We start from the raw sequence: 16182 nt of genomic DNA on the forward strand, positions 1-16182 counted from the left end.
ATCGTTCTCTCTCCAGGCCCACCCCCTCCGGGCCGAAAATTCAGGAGAAGACCAATGGCAAATCGCATCCTCATCCCGGCCCTCGCGCTCGCCGCGTCGGCCATGGCTTTTTCGGCTCCGGCCAACGCGCAGCTGCTTGGCGGCGGCGGTGGTGGCGGTCTGGGCGGCAACCTCGGCGGCACGCTGGGCGGGACGCTCGGCAATCCGACCGGCCCCATCGGCGGCACGCTTGGCGGCGCGGGCGATCTGACCGGATCGGGCCGCAGCGACGCGCAGGTTGACCGCCGTTCGGGCCGTGTTCAGGGCAAAGGCAATGCCGATGCGAACGGCAAGGGCTCGGCGAACGGCAGCGGCGATCTGCTCGGCAACAGCCTTGGGGGTAACGCCAGCGGCTCGGGCAACGCTTCGGGCAGCGGCAGCCTCGACGCGCAGGCGGTGGGGACCGATTTCGTCGGCAGCACCGCGCGCGGCACTGTTGGCACTGCAAGGGGCGTGGCTTCGACCGCAACCGGCACCGCGCGCGGTGCGGTCGGGACTGCCCGTGACCGGACCGGCGCCGCACTGTCGAACGTCTCAGGCAGCGCCAGCGGCGCCGGATCGGTTGCGGGCAGCTTCCAGGGCAGCCTCGGCCAGCTCGCCGCCGCGGGTAGCGGCGCGGCCAATGGCGCAGGGATGTTCGCGGTCGAACCCGGCATGGCGGTGACCGACGCGCGTGGCAAGGTGATCGGCCATGTCCAGGAATTGCGCCAGACGGGCGGCGGTGTCGTGCAGGCGGTGACGGTCGAGGTCGGTGACCGCGTCGCGACGCTGCCCGCGGCGAGCTTTGCCGGGTCGGGCGACGTCCTCGTCACCGGCATGACCAAGGGCCAGCTCAAGAAAGCGGCCGAACAGCAGGAAGCCGAATAGCAAGATGGGGTGGCCGCCGTGCGCGGCGGCCATATTCTGGGCGGGCCGCCTTTGCGGTCCGCCCTTTTTTCGTTCGGGTGAAAAGCGTCCGGGGGGCGGGGCCTTTCGGCCGCTCCGCCCCCCGTCTGCATCGGGGGTAAGTGGGGTTTTCCCGGGTGGGGGCAGGGGACATCAGGGACCAGACTGATGCCCCCCACCGCTCCATTTGAGCGGAACACTCGGGAACATTTGGATACTATACAATTGCCGTGCCAATTTTCGGCATTTGCGGAATCCGGCGCGAGACGCTGGTTAGCGATTCCTTACCGGGATCGCGCACTGTCAAGAATCCCGACACTTCGCCGTGTTTCCTCCCGTCATTCCCGCGAAGGCGGGGATCCCGCTTTTACTCGGCGGTGACAAAGCGGGATTCCCGCCTTCGCGGGAATGACGAAGGTGGATCCGTTCATCTTTGTTCAGGAAGCGTTCAGCCCTTTGACTACATTTGTAGTCGCATCGGTGACGACGACGCCAATGGGAGGGGTCCGCATGGCAGAACGAGCAAGCGATTCGGAGATGCAGGTGCTGTCGGCGCTGTGGGAAAAAGCCCCCCAGACCGCCGCGGACCTGACCTCGCGCATCGGCAAGATCAACGGCTGGACGCAGGCGACGGTGAAGACCTTGCTCGCGCGGCTTGTCCAGAAGGGCGCGGTGACGGCGGAAGCCGACGGCCGGCGCTATCTCTATAGTCCCGCGATCGAACGCGCCGACGCCGTCGGCGAGGAATCGCAGCGCTTCGTTGATCGCCTGTTCGGGGGGCGAGTAAGCCCGCTGATCGCGCATCTCGCCGACCGCGAGGCGCTGACCGACACCGACATCGCCGAAATCGAGGCGCTGCTCAAGAGGCTGAAGTCATGAGCGCCGCTGTGCTGCTCCAGGCGTGGGCCGATACGCTCGTGACCACGGGCCTTCTCGTCCTCTTGATCCTGATCGTCCGCAAACCCTTTGCGCGCCATTTCGGCCCGCGGCTGACCTATGCCTTGTGGGCGGTGCCCGCGCTGCGGCTGGTGCTGCCGCCGCTGCCGTTTGCCGATCCGGTGGTTATCATGCCCGAGCCTGCGGCCGACATGGCGGTGATGGTGCCCGTTGGCCTGCCCATCGCAGCACCCGCTGCAGCCGAACCGCTCTGGACGCTCGCCGAGCTGGTGCCGCTCTTCTTCGCGCTGTGGGCGGCGGGCATGATCGCCGTTATCGTGACCGCGATGGTGTCGCATCGGCGGTTCCGCCGCGCGGTGCTGGGCGAGGCGGTCGAGCTCGAGCCGATCGGCAACATCCGGCTGGTGATGTCCGATGCGGTCGACGGTCCGGTAGCTTTCGGCCTGTGGCAGCGCTATGTCGCCGTCCCGCACGATTTCTTCGCGCGCTATGTCGCCGAAGAGCGTGCGCTCGCGATCGATCATGAGCTGTCGCACCACCGCCACGGCGATTTGTGGGCGAACAGCGCGGCGCTCGTGTTGCTCGCCGCCCAATGGTTCAACCCCTTCGCCTGGCGCGCGATCCGTGCCTTTCGTTTCGATCAGGAGGCGGCGTGCGACGCGCGCGTGCTGACGATGACCCATTGCGACGAGCGGCGCGAGCGGACCGCGCGTTATGCGACCGCGATCGTCAAGGCGGCGGTCGGGCCGCGCCTGTCGCTCGCCGCGCCGATGGCGGTCCACGATAATCTGCAGGAGAGGCTGACGATGTTGACGCAAGGGGATATTTCAAAGAAGCGCGGTCTTGTCGGCCGGTTGCTGATCGGCAGCGCGACGCTCGCCGTGCTCGGCGCGACCGCGACGCTCGTCCCCGCGGGGATCGTCGTGGCGAAGGCGCAGACCGCCGACCTCGGCGAACCGCCCGCGCCGCCGGCACCCCCCGAACCGCCGCTGCCGCCCGAGGCGCCCGACGCGCCCGGCACGATGGTCTTCACCGAGCATAGCGACGACGCCGCGACCGACGACGGCAAGAAGAAGCGCGAGGTGCACCGCATCGTCATCCGCCGCGACGGCGACAGCGAAGGCAAGGCACTAGCCGACGGCAAGGACAAGATGCGCCGCATCGAAATCCGGTCCCCCGGCGGCCTGTCGCGCGACGATGTTATCGCGACGCTGAAGGAACAGGGCATCGCCGGCAAGCGCGCCGAGGCGATCGCCGACAAGCTCGAGGCGAAGCGCAAGGAACGTATCCGCACCGTGATGGCCCCGATGCACCCGATGCCGCCCATGCCCCCAATGCACGGCACCTGGAGCACTCACGGCAAGGCGATGGTCCTGGGCAAATGCGGTGACGGCAAGGCGGCGCCGATCGTCAACCGCGACGAAAGCACCGGCAACAAGCGCAGCCACGTGATGATGTTCGCGTGCAGCGACGGACCCGAAGCCAAAGCGGCGCGGCTCTCGGCACTGAAGAAGGCGCGCGAGGCATTTGCCGATGGCGAACGCGCGCGCGGCCTGTCCGAAGACATGCGCGCCAAGGTCGCCGCCGACCTCGAAAAGGCGATCGCCGAGATCGAGAAATCGGGCAACTGAGCCCGAGCAGCTTCTAACGCCGGCTTTTACTCCCCGGTGGGGCCGGCGGCAGGGGCGGGGAAAGGGGGCGGCGCATGTCGCTCCCTTTTTCACGTGCGCTTTTTCGCACCCATCCCTTTTCCTTCGCGGTGCGCGATGCCACATGGGCGGCATGAGCGAAGAAAAGCCCTGGCCCGACAGCATCCGCGCCGGCGAATGCGAACAGCATGAACCGCTGGTGCGTCGCGTGCTCGCGCCGAACCCGTCGCCCTATACCTTTACCGGCACGCAGACGTGGATCGTCGGGGCGGGCAGCGACGTCGCGGTGATCGATCCGGGTCCGACGGGCTCGGGGCTCAGCATCGGCGACCCGGCCGACATCAACGGCACCGGTCATGTCGACGCGATCCTGCGCGCGACCGAAGGCCAGCGCGTCGCCGCGATCCTTTGCACGCATACGCACCGCGATCATTCGCCCGCCGCGGCGCCGCTGAAAGAAGCGACGGGCGCGCCGATCATCGGTTGCGCGCCGCTGGCGCTGTCCGACGACGGGCCGCGCGCTGATTCGGCGTTCGACCCCGATTATTCCCCCGACCGCGTGCTCACCGACGGCGAGCGCATTTCGGGCGACGGCTGGACCCTCGAAGCCGTTGCGACCCCCGGCCACACCTCGAACCATCTCTGCTTCGGGCTTGTCGAGAGCGGCGCGCTGTTCACCGGCGATCATGTCATGGCCTGGTCGACGAGCGTCGTCAGCCCGCCCGACGGCGATATGGCCGCCTATATGGCGAGCCTGTCGAAGCTCTATGAGCGTGAAGACCGTGTCTATTATCCCGCGCACGGCCCCGCGGTGACCAAGCCGCGGCAGCTGGTGCGCGGCATGCTCGGCCACCGCAAGCAGCGCGAGCGGCAGATTTTGCGCGAACTCGAAAAGGGGACGAGCGTGATCCCCGACATGGTCAAGCATATGTACAAGGGACTCGACCCGCGGCTCAATGGCGCCGCCGGCCGCTCGGTGCTCGCGCACCTGATCGACCTTCGGACGCGCGGGATCGTGCGTGCGCATGACGAAGAATGGGAACTTGCCTGAATGACCTCTGCTTCCCCAGCGCGCCTTGCGCCCCGCCTGATCCTGCTTGCCGCCGCGGCGTTGCTGCTCGTCGCCGTCTGGTGGGCGGTCGCGGCCTGGCAGGACTGGCAAAAGGGCTATGATCCCGAAACCGTCGTCGCCGCGAGCCTGCAGGGCCTGCAGGAACAGAATGTGCTCGTGCCCTTTACCGCGCGTTATGTCGCCGTCGTAACCTCGACGCAGAGCCGGCTGGGGCTGAGCGCCAAGAAGACGCTGATCATGCCGGGCACGGTCCGCTACGAACTCGACCTCGGCAAATTGAAGCAATCCGACCTCGACTGGGATGCAGCGACCAACGCGCTCACCGTCACGCTGCCGCCGTTGCGGCTCGCGGGCCCCGAGATCGATATCGACGCGATCAGCGAATATCGCGACGGCGAGATCTTGCTGACGCTGACCGACGCTGAACGCACGCTCGACGCCGCGAACCGCAAGCGCGCGCAGGAGGAACTGATCGCGCAGGCCAAGGGCGCGACACCGATGCGCCTCGCGCAGGGTGCGGCGCGCACCGCGGTCGAGCAGAGCTTTGCAATGCCGCTGAAAGCCGCGGGGATCGATGCCAAGGTAACCGCGCGCTTCGCCGACGCGCCATCTGGGTAAATCCCCGCTTTCGGTAGATTCGAGGCTGCGCTATTCTCGCTCCCGGTCGGGCAGGGGGAACAGGCATGGCTAGTACCGCGGGGGGCGCCGCGCGCGCCGAACTTTTCTGGCATCGCATGGCGATCGGCCTCGCGATTTTTATCGTCTTCGGTTTTCTGCAATTCGCGCTGAGGGGCTTCGTCGATCCGGTCGCGGCGCCTTTCTGGGTGCATCTGCACGGGATGGCGATGCTGGCATGGCTGGCGCTGCTGATCGTTCAGCCGACGCTCGTCTCGCGCGATAATCTCGCGCTGCACCGGCGGCTTGGGTGGATCGGCGCGGGGCTCGCGCTGTTCATCACCGGCCTCGGCATCTTCACCGGCCTCGCGTCGCTGGTGCTGAACCGCTTTCCGCCCTTCTTCACGCCGCCTTATTTCTTCGCGCTCACGACTGTGGAATCGCTGGTCTTTGGTCTGATGGTGTGGGCGGCGATCCGGCGGCGCCATACGACCGCGTGGCACCGGCGGCTGATGATCGGGGCGACGATCGTCATTCTCGAACCCGCACTCGGCCGGATATTGCCGATGCCGCTGATGATCGGCTGGTCGGACATTCCGATCGGGCTGATCCAGCTGGGCGTGGTCGGCATCATCGCGCTGTACGATCGCCGCACGCTGGGGCGCGTCCATTCGGCAACAAAAGCGATCGCGGCGATTGTCATCGCGGTGCGCATCACCATCTATCTTTTGGCGATGACGCCCCCTGTCATCGCGCTCGCGGAGCGGCTTGCCGGTTGATAGCCGAATTGCCCTGTCGCGGGCGGCGGTGTAGGGGGTGCGCCAAGGCTAAAGCCATATAAGGAAAAGCGATGACTGCTCCCATTCGCGAGAATCTCTCGGGCCTCGACCTGCGCGCCGAAATCGAGCGCCTGCGCAAGGAGCGCAATGCCGTCATCCTCGCGCATTATTACCAGAAGCCCGAGATTCAGGACCTCGCCGATTTCGTCGGCGATTCGCTTGAGCTGTCGCGCAAGGCCGCCGACACCGACGCCGAAGTCATCGCATTCTGCGGCGTGAAATTCATGGCCGAGACCGCGAAGATCCTCAGCCCCGAAAAGACCGTGATCCTGCCCGACATGGACGCGGGATGCAGCCTCGAGGACAGCTGTCCGCCCGAACAGTTCAAGCGCTTTCGCGAGAAGCATCCCGACCATATCGCGCTGACCTACATCAACTGCTCGGCGGCGGTGAAAGCGCTCAGCGACATCATCGTCACCTCGTCGAGCGCCGAGACGATCATCAGCCAGATCCCCGAAAGCCAGCCTATCATCTTCGGCCCCGACCGTCACCTCGGTGGCTATCTCAACCGCAAGTTCGGGCGCGAAATGCTGCTGTGGCCGGGCGTATGCATCGTCCATGAGGCGTTCAGCGAAACCGAGCTGATCAAATTGAAGGCGCAGCATCCGGGTGCCCCGGTCGCGGCGCACCCCGAATGCCCGCCGCATATCGTTGACCATGCCGACTATGTCGGTTCGACGAGCGGCATCCTGCAGTTCGCCAAGAGCTTCCCCGGCGACACGCTGATCGTCGCGACCGAGCCGCACATCATCCACCAGATGGAGCTCGCGCTGCCCGAGAAAAAGTTCATCGGTGCGCCCGGCGCCGACGGCAACTGTAACTGCAACATCTGCCCGTACATGGCGCTCAACACGATGGAGAAGCTCTACATCGCGCTGCGCGATTTGAAGCCGCAGATCGAGATGGAAGAGGGCCTCCGCCTCGCTGCGCGCAAGAGCCTCGACCGGATGCTCGAAATGGCGTCGGGCACGATCGGCAAGGGCGATCTCGGCAAGCGATAGCCCCGATTTCCCGCCGCGATGTTTGCTTTCGCGGAAAATGATATAAGTTCCGCCTCCTAAGACGCGAGTCTCGCCCCCCGTGCGAGCGTCTGACGACGAACCCTTGCGTCTAAGCAGGAGGAAATCGCATGGCAGAAGATTGGCTGGCGGATGTCAGGAAATATGTCGCGGACGCCGACGAAAATGTGGTGTCGGCGATCGTCAAATATCTCGGCATCGCTCTCAGAAACCGCGATTCCTCGCTCGTTTCCTTTACCGACACAAAAGAAACCGACCGCGTCCGCGAAAACTTCCTCAAGAAAAAACTGGGGCTGACCGATGACGACGCCACGCTCGATGCGGCTATCGCCGGGGTCGGCGAACGGATGAAGGAAGACCGGACCAAGAACCGCGTCACCGTCTATTATCTCCTCGCGCAGCATTTCGGCCTGCTTACGCTCTTTGGCGGCGCGGCTGGTGCTGCGGGCGCCGCCGCAGGGCTCGCCGCCGTCGGCGGGCTGGACGGCGATTCCGGCAAGGATGATGACACGACCTCGGCCGTCCCGCTGGCTGCGGCGGGTCTCGCCGGCGCGTCGGCCATTCCCGCCGCCGCGGCCCCGCCGCCGGCGGCATCGCCCGCGGCTCCGGCGCCGTCGGCGGCAAGTCCGCAGACCGCCTATTCGGGCGGTGATGGCGAAAGCGAAAAGAGCGGCGGCATGGGCTGGCTGCCCTGGCTTCTGCTGTTGCTCGTTCTGGCGGCGCTGCTGTTCTTCGGCCTGCGCTATTGTTCGAAACAGGAGGCCGCAGTCGCGCCGGCCACCGACGAGACCGCGATCAGCGAGACGGTCGCGCCCACCGATACGGGAGCCGCGCCCGTCGTCGCCATCCCCGAGGGTGCCGGCGTCGTGGCGGCGGACCGCGAGGGCAAGCCGATGCTGACCGTCTATTTCGACACCGGAAAATCGGAGGTGTCGAACGACCTGACAACCGCGGCATCGTCGGTGAAGACCTATCTCGACAGCAACCCCGCCGCGACGCTTGCGGTATCGGGCTATAACGACCCGACGGGCAATGCCGCGGCCAACGCCGAATTGTCGAAAAACCGCGCGCAGAGCGTCAAGGCGGCGCTCGAGAAGCTCGGCTTCGCGGCCGACAAGGTCGTGCTCGAAAAACCGGCCGAGGTGACGACGACCGGGACCGACAATTCGGCGGCGCGCCGGGTCGAGGTCACCGTGAAGGGCTGATCGTGCACCGAGCATGAAGAGAGCGGGGCCTCCGGGTCCCGCTTTTTTTTTATGCCGAGTCGCGACTCGTGGGCAAGAAAATCGACGTCGATTAGATGGCGGTGCCCGCGAGTCGGCTCGGATTCTGAATCCGAAAATGCTGCAGGGCTGTTACAAAAATGCTGCAGCGAATCCGCTTGTTGCTAATGCCGGACTTATCCACAAGTGCAGGCGGTTCACGGAGGCTTTGCGCGCATTTTTTGTTGGCGGCCCGAAAGCTTCATGTCAGCTTCAAATCATCGGACGACAGAGACGCAGACCACCGGGACATCAAGGGTAGTTGCAAGACTAGCCAGAAGAGAACGGACGGATTGGCGAGGAAATCGACCGGTAGCCTGATCACGGAACGTAGCGATTCCCACGAGTTGATACGGACCCGATTGGGTACAGGAAATGCAGTCCATCGCTTGGACAGCGACCGCTTCGGCGGACGCAAGAAGAGATGATGAAGGGCTTTCCAGGTGCGGCCGGCCCCCGAAAGGGGGCCGACCAAACCGTCGCCGGATTGTTCCGGCGTGCGCCGCAACGCATCGTTTTGCGGGCTGCTGATCGCAAGAGAAGCGGACCGGGATGAGGTGGAGCGAGGTACGTGGGGCAAAGCCGGATAGTGGGGGTTGGCAGCGATGTCGGCCCCCATTTCGCATGCGGCGGCCGGAGCGCCCGCATGGTGGCCGCGCATGTGCCGCGGACCCATCCCATTTATTTTCACCCCTGTGACTTTCGTCACATCAGCGTCAAACGCGGCTGCTTAGTGGCGTCTTGCGACCCGGAGACGTTCCCGATCAGGAACCGATCCCACTTTCCCGGCCGAGCCCACGCGGGCCGGCCGGGAACCTTTCGCTCCCGACCCGCATTCTTTGGTCGTCGTTGAAACGATGTCCGGGCGCGACCGGACGTTCGCATGATCGCCGGGCATCGGCGCTTGCCCGGCCGGTTCAGGAAGGGAAATATCATGGGTCTGATCATTACATTGATCGTCGGCGGCATTATCGGCTGGCTGGCGAGCATCGTCATGCGCACCGACGCGCAGCAGGGCATCATCCTGAATGTCGTTGTCGGCATCGTCGGCGCGTTCCTCGGGAATTTCCTCGGCAGCTTTTTCGGCATGGGGGCGAGCCTCGATGCCTTCAGTCCGATCGGGCTGCTCTGGGCCTTCATCGGCGCGGTGGTGCTGCTGGGCATCGTCAACCTGGTTCGGCGCGGCAGCGTCCGCTGAACGATGTGGCGGCGGGCGTGATCGCGCCGCCGCCATTCTGCTAGGCGATATCAAATATTTGGGTTACCAAGTGATGCCTGCAGGGTCAGGCGCCAACATCGATCGTAGGGGGTCATCTTATGACTTGGATTATCGCTATCATCATGGGCGGCATCATCGGCTGGCTCGCCAGTATCGTGATGCGCACCGACGCGCAGCAAGGCATTTTCCTCAACATCATCGTCGGTTGTGTCGGGTCGATCCTCGGCCGCTTGCTGTTCGGCAGTTTCCTGGGCGGCGGACATCTGCGCGGCAACGCCTTTGATCCGATGACCTTGCTCACCGCCTTCATCGGCGCGGTGATCCTGCTCGGGATCGTCAACCTCGTGCGGCGCGGCCGGGTCCGCTGACCGCCTGCCGATAACGGCTGGCCGTTCGGACCGGCCGGAAGAAAAGGGTGGCCGCCGCAGGGCGCGCCGCCCTTTTTCATGGCGGTAAGCACTGGAAATTGAACGAAGACAAGCCTATGAGCCGCGATCCGGGGCGCAGGGGGGATGGCGAAGTTTCGCCTCTTGCCAGTGGTGATTTAATTAGGTAATACACCTCGCAGTGGATTGATCCTGTCGTGCGGGGTCGAGGGGACAGGCGCGTCTGCGCCTGCCGCAGCATGATGCCGCGCAAGGCAGGGAGGGTTTTCGGCGTGAACTACGAGCGGAAAGTGGATGTGATGGACAGCCTGGCGGGCACGCAAAGCTTTTATGAAGACGCGGGCGACAGCCGCCGCAAGCGCACCTGGCTGATCGTCGCGCTGGTGCTGATCGCACTCGCCCTGGCGGCGACCTATTATGCCTTCACGAGCGGCAAGGCGGCTGCCGATGCCGACGCGGGTACGGCTGCGGCGCCCAACGTCACCGTGATCATTCCAGGCCGCGTTTCGGTCGAGGCGGCGATCTCCGCCAACGGCACGATCGCGGCGCGCCGCGAAATGCCCGTCGGCGTCGCGGGAGAGGGCGGACAGGTCCTTCGCGTCCTCGTCGAACCCGGCCAGTGGGTCGGTGCGGGGCAGACGCTCGCGGTCATCGACCGCTCGGTCCAGGCGCAGCAGGCCGCGAGCCTTGCCGCGTCGATCCGCGTCGCGCAGGCCGATGCCAAACTGGCGCAAGCCGAACTCGAGCGCGCGCAGGCGCTCGTCGGGCGCGGCTTCATTTCCAAGGCCGACATGGATCGCAAGCGCGCGACCCGCGACGCCGCCAACGCACGCGTTCGCGTCGCGCAGGCGCAATATGCCGAAGCGACCGCGCGCAACGAGCGCCTCAATATCGTCGCGCCCGCCGCGGGCCTCGTGCTGACGCGTGACGTCGAGCCGGGCCAGATCGTCGGCGCCGGCAGCGGGGTCCTGTTCCGCATAACGCGCGACGGCGAGATGGAAATGCTGGCCCAGATGGCCGAGGCCGATCTGGCCCGCGTCAATGTCGGCACGCGCGCGACGATCACCCCGGTGGGCAGCAACCTGAATATCGCGGGACAGGTTTGGCAGAAGTCGCCGGTCATCAACATGGAAACGCGGCAGGGCACCGTCCGCATCGCGATTCCGTACAGCGAGGCGCTGCGTCCAGGTGGCTTTGCCGACGCGCGCCTGATTGCCGGCACGGCGGAAGCGCCGCTCCTCCCCGAAAGCGCCGTGCAAAGCGGCGTCGAAGGCAATTTCGTGCTGGTGGTCGATGCCAATAACACGGTCCAGCGCCGTCCGGTGAAGGTCGGGACCGTGACCGACGGCGGCGTGTCGATCGCGTCGGGGCTTACCGGCACCGAAAAGGTCGTCGCGCTCGCGGGCGCTTTCCTCAACCCCGGCGACAAGGTGAAGCCGGTGGTACAGAAATCGTCGCAGTAACCGGCCAGCGGCGCATTAGAGATTCAGTGCACAAGGGCGTTTGATCATGAGCTTTCGCAACATTTCCGCCTGGTGCATTCGCAATCCGGTGCCGCCGATTGTGATGTTCATCCTGCTTCTTCTGGCAGGTGTCGTCAGCTTCAACCGGATGGACGTCAACGACAATCCCGACGTCGAATTTCCGATGGTCCAGGTGGTCGTGGTGCAGCCCGGCGCGGCGCCGTCCGAACTGGAGACGCAGGTCACCCAGCGTGTCGAGGCCGCGGTGCGCGCGGTCAGCGGCGTCGACGAACTGTCGTCCTATGTCGCCGAGGGCAACAGCCGGACGATGGTGCAGTTCGCGATCGGCACCCCGATCGACCGCGCTTATAACGACGTCAACCAGGCGGTACAGCAGATCCGCAGCGACCTGCCCGACGGCATCCTCGAACCGCAGGTCGTGCGCGTCGACGCCGCGGGCGGCCCGATCACCTATTTCGCCGTCGAAACGTCGGACATGACGCTCGAACAATTGAGCTGGTTCGTCGACAATACGATCGCCAAGGAACTGCTTTCGATCCAGGGCATGGCAAAGGTCAGCCGGTCGGGCGGGGTCAATCGCGAAATCCGCGTGATCCTCGACCCCGCGCGCATGCAAAGCTATGGCCTCACCGCGAGCCAGGTGAACCAGGAATTGCGCCAGGTGAACGTCAATGCCGCGGGCGGGCGTACCGAAATCGCCGGATCGGAGCAGGCGGTGCGCGTGCTCGGCAACGCCGAAAACGCCTTCCAGCTTGGCGAAACACGCATATCGATCGGCAGCGGCCGCACGATCCGCCTCGCCGATGTCGCGACCGTGACCGACGGCTACGCCGAACAGCGCAACCTCGCGAAGATCGGCAACCGCCAAGTGTTGAGCTTCTCGATCGAAAAGGCGAAGGGCGCCTCGGACGTCACGATCCACGACGAGGCGATGAAGAAGCTCGCCGAGATCAAGAAGGCGAACCCGCAGGTCGAATTCAAGATCCTCTTCACGCGCACCGAATATACCAAGGAACAATATCGCAGCTCGATGCTCGCGATGATCGAAGGCGCGATCCTCGCCGTGGTCGTCGTGTTCCTCTTCCTGCGCGACTGGCGCGCGACGCTGATCAGTGCGCTCGCGATCCCGCTGTCGGCGATCCCGACCTTCTGGTTCATGGACATGATGGGCTTTTCGCTGAACAGCCTGTCGCTGCTCGCGCTCAGCCTTGTCGCCGGCGTGCTCGTCGACGATGCGATCGTGGAGATCGAGAATATCGTCCGGCATATGCGAATGGGCAAAACCGCCTATCAGGCGTCGATCGATGCCGCCGACGAAATCGGCCTCGCGGTTGTCGCGACGACGATGTCGATCGTCGCGGTCTTCCTGCCCGTCGCGCTGATGCCTGGCATTTCGGGGCAGTTCTTCATCCAGTTCGGCATGACCGTTGTCTTCGCGGTGCTCGTCAGCCTGGCGGTCGCGCGCATGATCACGCCGATGATCGCCGCCTATTTCCTGTCGGCGCAGGGCGAGCAGGATCATGCCTCGGGCCCGTGGGTCGACCGCTATGAGCGCCTTCTCAAATGGACGCTCGACAACAGAAAGCATCATGCGGTGCGCGCGCGGTACGAGGCGCATCGGACGAAGCTCGCCTATCTGGCGGTTCCGCTGGTGCTCGCCGGTCTGTCGGTCCTTTATGCGATCTACGCCTATTTTCAGCCGGTCCCGGTCGGGCAGGATGCGCCCAATACGGCGATGTACTTCCTGCTGAAGACGCCTGTCGATGCGATCCTGACGTATCTCGGCGTCAGCCTGATCGCGATCCTGCTCGGCGCCCTCGCATGGCTCATCGGAATGCGCGAATGGGGCTTCACCAACTGGGCGAAGTTCATGGTCCAGCGTGCCTATGCCCGCCTTTTCGACCATCGCGTCTGGATTGTCGGCATCGGCTTCCTGTCGCTGGGGTTGAGCGTCGCCTTGCTGATGATCCTGCCGCAGCAGTTCCAGCCGACGATCAACAGCGACTACAGCCAGATCCGTTATGAATTGCCACCGGGCTCGACGCTGGCGCAGAGCGAGCATATCTCGAACCAGATCAACGCGATCCTGTCGAAGGACAAGAATGTCGCAAACGCCTTTTACGAGGTCAACGTCAACGACGGCGGCGTCTACATCACGCTGAAGAAGAAGCGCGAAGTTACCAGCGTCGAATGGGAACGCAGCCTGCAGCCGCAAATGGCGGCGATCCCCGACGCGCGCGTGACCTTCCAGAGCCAGTCGGGCGGCTTTTCCGGCCGCGATATCACGATGGTCATCGGCAGCGACGATCCGGTCGCGCTCGAGAAGCATGCGCGCCTGATCGTGTCGCAGATGGAAAAGCTCAAGGAAGTGCGCTCGCCGCGGATCGAGGGCGATATTCCGCGCCCGGAAATCATCGTCAGCCCGCGGATGGACCTCGCCGCCGAACTGGGCGTGACCACGTCGGCGCTCAGCCAGACGATCCGCATCGCGACGATCGGCGATATCGACCAGAATGCGGCGAAATTCTCGCTGTCCGATCGCCAGATCCCGATCCGCGTGCTCCTGTCCGAAGATTCGCGTCGCGCGCTGGCGACGATCGAGAATCTGCCTGTGCCGACCGCGCGCGGGACGACGGTGCCGCTGAAGTCGGTCGCCTCGATCGGCTTTGGCGCGGGCCCCACCGAACTGCGCCGCTATAACCAGACGCGGCGCATCGTGATCGGTGCCGATCTGGCACCGGGCCTGGTGACCGGCGAAGCGCAGAAAAAGATCGATGCGTTGCCCGCGATCACCACGATGCCGCAGGGCATTCGCAAGGTCGTGCAAGGCGATCAGAAGTGGCAGGCCGAACTGATCATGAACTTCATGATTGCGGTGGTGTCGGGGCTCTTGCTGGTCTTCTCGACCCTGGTGCTGCTCTATCGCCGCTTCCTGTCGCCGCTGGTCAACATGTCGTCGTTGCTGCTCGCGCCGTTGGGCGGCCTGCTCGGCTTGTTGATCACCGGCATGGAAATCTCGATGCCCGTTTATATTGGCCTGCTCATGCTGCTCGGCATCGTCGCGAAGAACTCGATCCTGCTCGTCGATTTCGCGATCGAGGAAATGGACCATGGCGTCGAGAAGAATGCGGCGCTGCTCGACGCGGGGCGCAAGCGCGCGCAGCCGATCGTGATGACCACGGTAGCAATGGTCGCGGGCATGGTGCCGACCGCGCTGTCGCTGTCGGGCGACGGCGCCTGGCGCGCGCCGATGGGCGTCGTCGTGATCGGCGGCCTGATCCTGTCGACGCTGCTGACGCTGCTGATCGTTCCCGCGGGCTTCAGCCTTGCCGACAGCATCGAAAAGCGCCTCGGCCGCTTCTTCTCGAGCAACCTGCTGACCTATCGCAAGGGTGACGATACCAAGCCGCACGGCGCGCCCGCGCCCGAACCGGCGGAATAATGGGAGCGCGCCGGCGCGGTAAGCGACTGCGCCGGTTGCAACCTTTGCGGCATTTCGCCATTTGGTTCATATGACCGACCGCACGCTTTCCCGGCCGATTGGCGTCGCCATCCCGGCAAGAGGATCGAACATTCGCGTCGTCGCGACGGGTCTGCTCATCGTCATGGCGTTCGTTTTCCTCGGCGCGAAATATTTTCAGGACGTCCATCCCGCGATCGGTTTTGTCCGCGCCTTTGCCGAGGCGGCGATGGTCGGCGGGCTTGCCGACTGGTTCGCGGTTACCGCGCTGTTCCGCCACCCGATGGGGCTGCCGATCCCGCACACCGCGATCATCCCGCGCAACAAGAACCGGATCGGCGACACGCTCGCGCGCTTCCTGCTCAACAATTTCCTGCTGCCGCGCCTGATCGCGCGCAAGATGCAGACGGTCGATGTCGCGGGCGCGGTCGGAAAATTCCTGTCCGAACCGGGCGAGGGCGGCGGGCGCCTCCGGCTCGGCGCGTCGCGGATCATCGCCGACGGTTTGGGCGCGCTCGACCAGCAGCGCCTCGGCGGCATCGTCAAATCGGCGATCGCCGATCGCCTCCGCGAACTCGACGTCGCGCCTTTGCTCGGCCAGGCATTGCAGGCCGCACTCGCCGAGGGACGGCACCAGCCGCTGCTCGACGCGATGGTCAAATGGGGGTCGAAGACGCTCGAACTCAACGAGCATCTGATCCATCAGATGGTGCACGACAATTCGAACGCGATCGTGCGCTTCACCGGGCTCGACGAAAGCATCTCGAACCGCATCGTCGCCGGGCTGTCGAAGCTGCTCAGCGAAATGGCGGTCGACGAGACGCATCCCTTGCGCATCCGCGTCGAGGAAGGGCTCGCCAAAATGGCGCTCGACCTACAGCACGACCCCGAGGTGAAGGCGAAGGTCGCCAAGGTTCGCGACGAGTTGCTCGAAAACAAGGCGGTCAAGCGCTGGCTCGACGGTTTGTGGGAGCAGGGGCGCACCGCGCTGCTCAAGGCCGCGCGCAACCCCGACACGATGCTCGCGGGCCGCATCGGCGAACTCGTCACCCAGTTCGGCGCGATGCTCGGCGAGGATGCGGGGATCAAGCGTACGCTCAACCGCTATGCGCGCCGCGCGGTGGTCGGCGTCGTCGACAGCTATGGTGAGACCGCGCTCAGGCTGGTGTCGGACACGATCCGTGGCTGGGACGCCAAGACGATCACCGACCGGCTGGAAAATGCCGTCGGCGACGACCTGCAATATATCCGCATCAACGGCACGCTGGTGGGCGGGCTTGTCGGCGTGCTGATCCATACAGTCGATGTTTTGATATAATACCGTCGCCCCCGCGGAGGCGGGGGCCGCTGGCAACC

13 protein-coding genes are annotated in these 16182 nt (G+C 65.1%); all 13 read left to right on the top strand.

The window, feature by feature from the left end; genetic code table 11:
- The first annotated feature begins 54 nt into the window (after nucleotides 1–54).
- The 13 genes from ACTJI5_RS20585 to ACTJI5_RS20645 all read left to right on the top strand — a co-directional run bounded on the left by ACTJI5_RS20585 (nucleotide 55) and on the right by ACTJI5_RS20645 (nucleotide 16144).
- The gene (locus ACTJI5_RS20585) at nucleotides 55–906 is read left to right on the top strand and encodes a hypothetical protein (RefSeq protein WP_440861620.1); all 852 of its coding nucleotides are present in this window, start codon (nucleotides 55–57) and stop codon (nucleotides 904–906) included.
- A gap of 528 nt (nucleotides 907–1434) precedes the next feature.
- Nucleotides 1435–1803: a BlaI/MecI/CopY family transcriptional regulator gene (locus tag ACTJI5_RS20590; protein WP_058536738.1), complete on the top strand. Its 369-nt coding sequence runs from the start codon at nucleotides 1435–1437 to the stop codon at nucleotides 1801–1803.
- A complete protein-coding gene (locus ACTJI5_RS20595) occupies nucleotides 1800–3452 on the top strand; it encodes a M56 family metallopeptidase (protein WP_440861621.1) in 1653 nt (550 codons plus the stop codon). Before ACTJI5_RS20590 ends, ACTJI5_RS20595 begins: the two co-directional genes overlap by 4 nt.
- 151 nt (nucleotides 3453–3603) lie before the next feature.
- Nucleotides 3604–4521, top strand: coding sequence for an MBL fold metallo-hydrolase (locus ACTJI5_RS20600; RefSeq protein ID WP_440861622.1), 918 nt, complete (start codon nucleotides 3604–3606; stop codon nucleotides 4519–4521).
- Nucleotides 4522–5160, top strand: a complete 639-nt coding sequence (locus tag ACTJI5_RS20605) for a DUF4230 domain-containing protein (protein ID WP_058536736.1) — start codon at nucleotides 4522–4524, stop codon at nucleotides 5158–5160.
- A gap of 65 nt (nucleotides 5161–5225) precedes the next feature.
- Nucleotides 5226–5936, top strand: coding sequence for an adenylate cyclase (locus ACTJI5_RS20610; RefSeq protein WP_440861623.1), 711 nt, complete (start codon nucleotides 5226–5228; stop codon nucleotides 5934–5936).
- A 71-nt stretch (nucleotides 5937–6007) separates the two neighbouring features.
- Nucleotides 6008–6997, top strand: a complete 990-nt coding sequence (nadA, locus tag ACTJI5_RS20615; RefSeq protein ID WP_058536734.1) for a quinolinate synthase NadA — start codon at nucleotides 6008–6010, stop codon at nucleotides 6995–6997.
- Nucleotides 6998–7125: 128 nt separating this feature from the next.
- Nucleotides 7126–8220 (top strand): DUF2853 family protein, encoded by a 1095-nt coding sequence (locus tag ACTJI5_RS20620; protein WP_440861624.1) that lies wholly within the window; start codon nucleotides 7126–7128, stop codon nucleotides 8218–8220.
- Between the two features lie 991 nt (nucleotides 8221–9211).
- The gene (locus ACTJI5_RS20625) at nucleotides 9212–9475 is read left to right on the top strand and encodes a GlsB/YeaQ/YmgE family stress response membrane protein (protein WP_058536733.1); all 264 of its coding nucleotides are present in this window, start codon (nucleotides 9212–9214) and stop codon (nucleotides 9473–9475) included.
- Nucleotides 9476–9594: 119 nt separating this feature from the next.
- Nucleotides 9595–9864: a GlsB/YeaQ/YmgE family stress response membrane protein gene (locus ACTJI5_RS20630; protein WP_058536732.1), complete on the top strand. Its 270-nt coding sequence runs from the start codon at nucleotides 9595–9597 to the stop codon at nucleotides 9862–9864.
- A 290-nt stretch (nucleotides 9865–10154) separates the two neighbouring features.
- Nucleotides 10155–11345, top strand: a complete 1191-nt coding sequence (locus tag ACTJI5_RS20635; protein ID WP_440861625.1) for an efflux RND transporter periplasmic adaptor subunit — start codon at nucleotides 10155–10157, stop codon at nucleotides 11343–11345.
- 46 nt (nucleotides 11346–11391) lie between these two features.
- Nucleotides 11392–14808 (top strand): efflux RND transporter permease subunit, encoded by a 3417-nt coding sequence (locus ACTJI5_RS20640; protein WP_310251868.1) that lies wholly within the window; start codon nucleotides 11392–11394, stop codon nucleotides 14806–14808.
- A gap of 70 nt (nucleotides 14809–14878) precedes the next feature.
- Nucleotides 14879–16144 carry a DUF445 domain-containing protein gene (locus ACTJI5_RS20645; RefSeq protein ID WP_310251870.1) on the top strand — a complete coding sequence of 422 codons (1266 nt, stop codon included), beginning with the start codon at nucleotides 14879–14881 and terminating at the stop codon, nucleotides 16142–16144.
- Nucleotides 16145–16182: the final 38 nt, after the last annotated feature.

The sequence above is a fragment of the Sphingopyxis sp. 22461 genome (assembly GCF_052044915.1).
Classification (GTDB): domain Bacteria; phylum Pseudomonadota; class Alphaproteobacteria; order Sphingomonadales; family Sphingomonadaceae; genus Sphingopyxis.

What these genes read in the sequence shown, in the direction of transcription:
- ACTJI5_RS20645 (WP_310251870.1), top strand. Translation starts at nt 14,879, where the DNA reads ATGACCGACCGCACGCTTTCCCGGCCGATTGGCGTCGCCATCCCGGCA.
- ACTJI5_RS20595 (WP_440861621.1), top strand. Translation starts at nt 1,800, where the DNA reads ATGAGCGCCGCTGTGCTGCTCCAGGCGTGGGCCGATACGCTCGTGACC.
- ACTJI5_RS20605 (WP_058536736.1), top strand. Translation starts at nt 4,522, where the DNA reads ATGACCTCTGCTTCCCCAGCGCGCCTTGCGCCCCGCCTGATCCTGCTT.
- nadA (WP_058536734.1), top strand. Translation starts at nt 6,008, where the DNA reads ATGACTGCTCCCATTCGCGAGAATCTCTCGGGCCTCGACCTGCGCGCC.
- ACTJI5_RS20585 (WP_440861620.1), top strand. Translation starts at nt 55, where the DNA reads ATGGCAAATCGCATCCTCATCCCGGCCCTCGCGCTCGCCGCGTCGGCC.
- ACTJI5_RS20640 (WP_310251868.1), top strand. Translation starts at nt 11,392, where the DNA reads ATGAGCTTTCGCAACATTTCCGCCTGGTGCATTCGCAATCCGGTGCCG.
- ACTJI5_RS20600 (WP_440861622.1), top strand. Translation starts at nt 3,604, where the DNA reads ATGAGCGAAGAAAAGCCCTGGCCCGACAGCATCCGCGCCGGCGAATGC.
- ACTJI5_RS20630 (WP_058536732.1), top strand. Translation starts at nt 9,595, where the DNA reads ATGACTTGGATTATCGCTATCATCATGGGCGGCATCATCGGCTGGCTC.
- ACTJI5_RS20610 (WP_440861623.1), top strand. Translation starts at nt 5,226, where the DNA reads ATGGCTAGTACCGCGGGGGGCGCCGCGCGCGCCGAACTTTTCTGGCAT.
- ACTJI5_RS20620 (WP_440861624.1), top strand. Translation starts at nt 7,126, where the DNA reads ATGGCAGAAGATTGGCTGGCGGATGTCAGGAAATATGTCGCGGACGCC.
- ACTJI5_RS20590 (WP_058536738.1), top strand. Translation starts at nt 1,435, where the DNA reads ATGGCAGAACGAGCAAGCGATTCGGAGATGCAGGTGCTGTCGGCGCTG.
- ACTJI5_RS20625 (WP_058536733.1), top strand. Translation starts at nt 9,212, where the DNA reads ATGGGTCTGATCATTACATTGATCGTCGGCGGCATTATCGGCTGGCTG.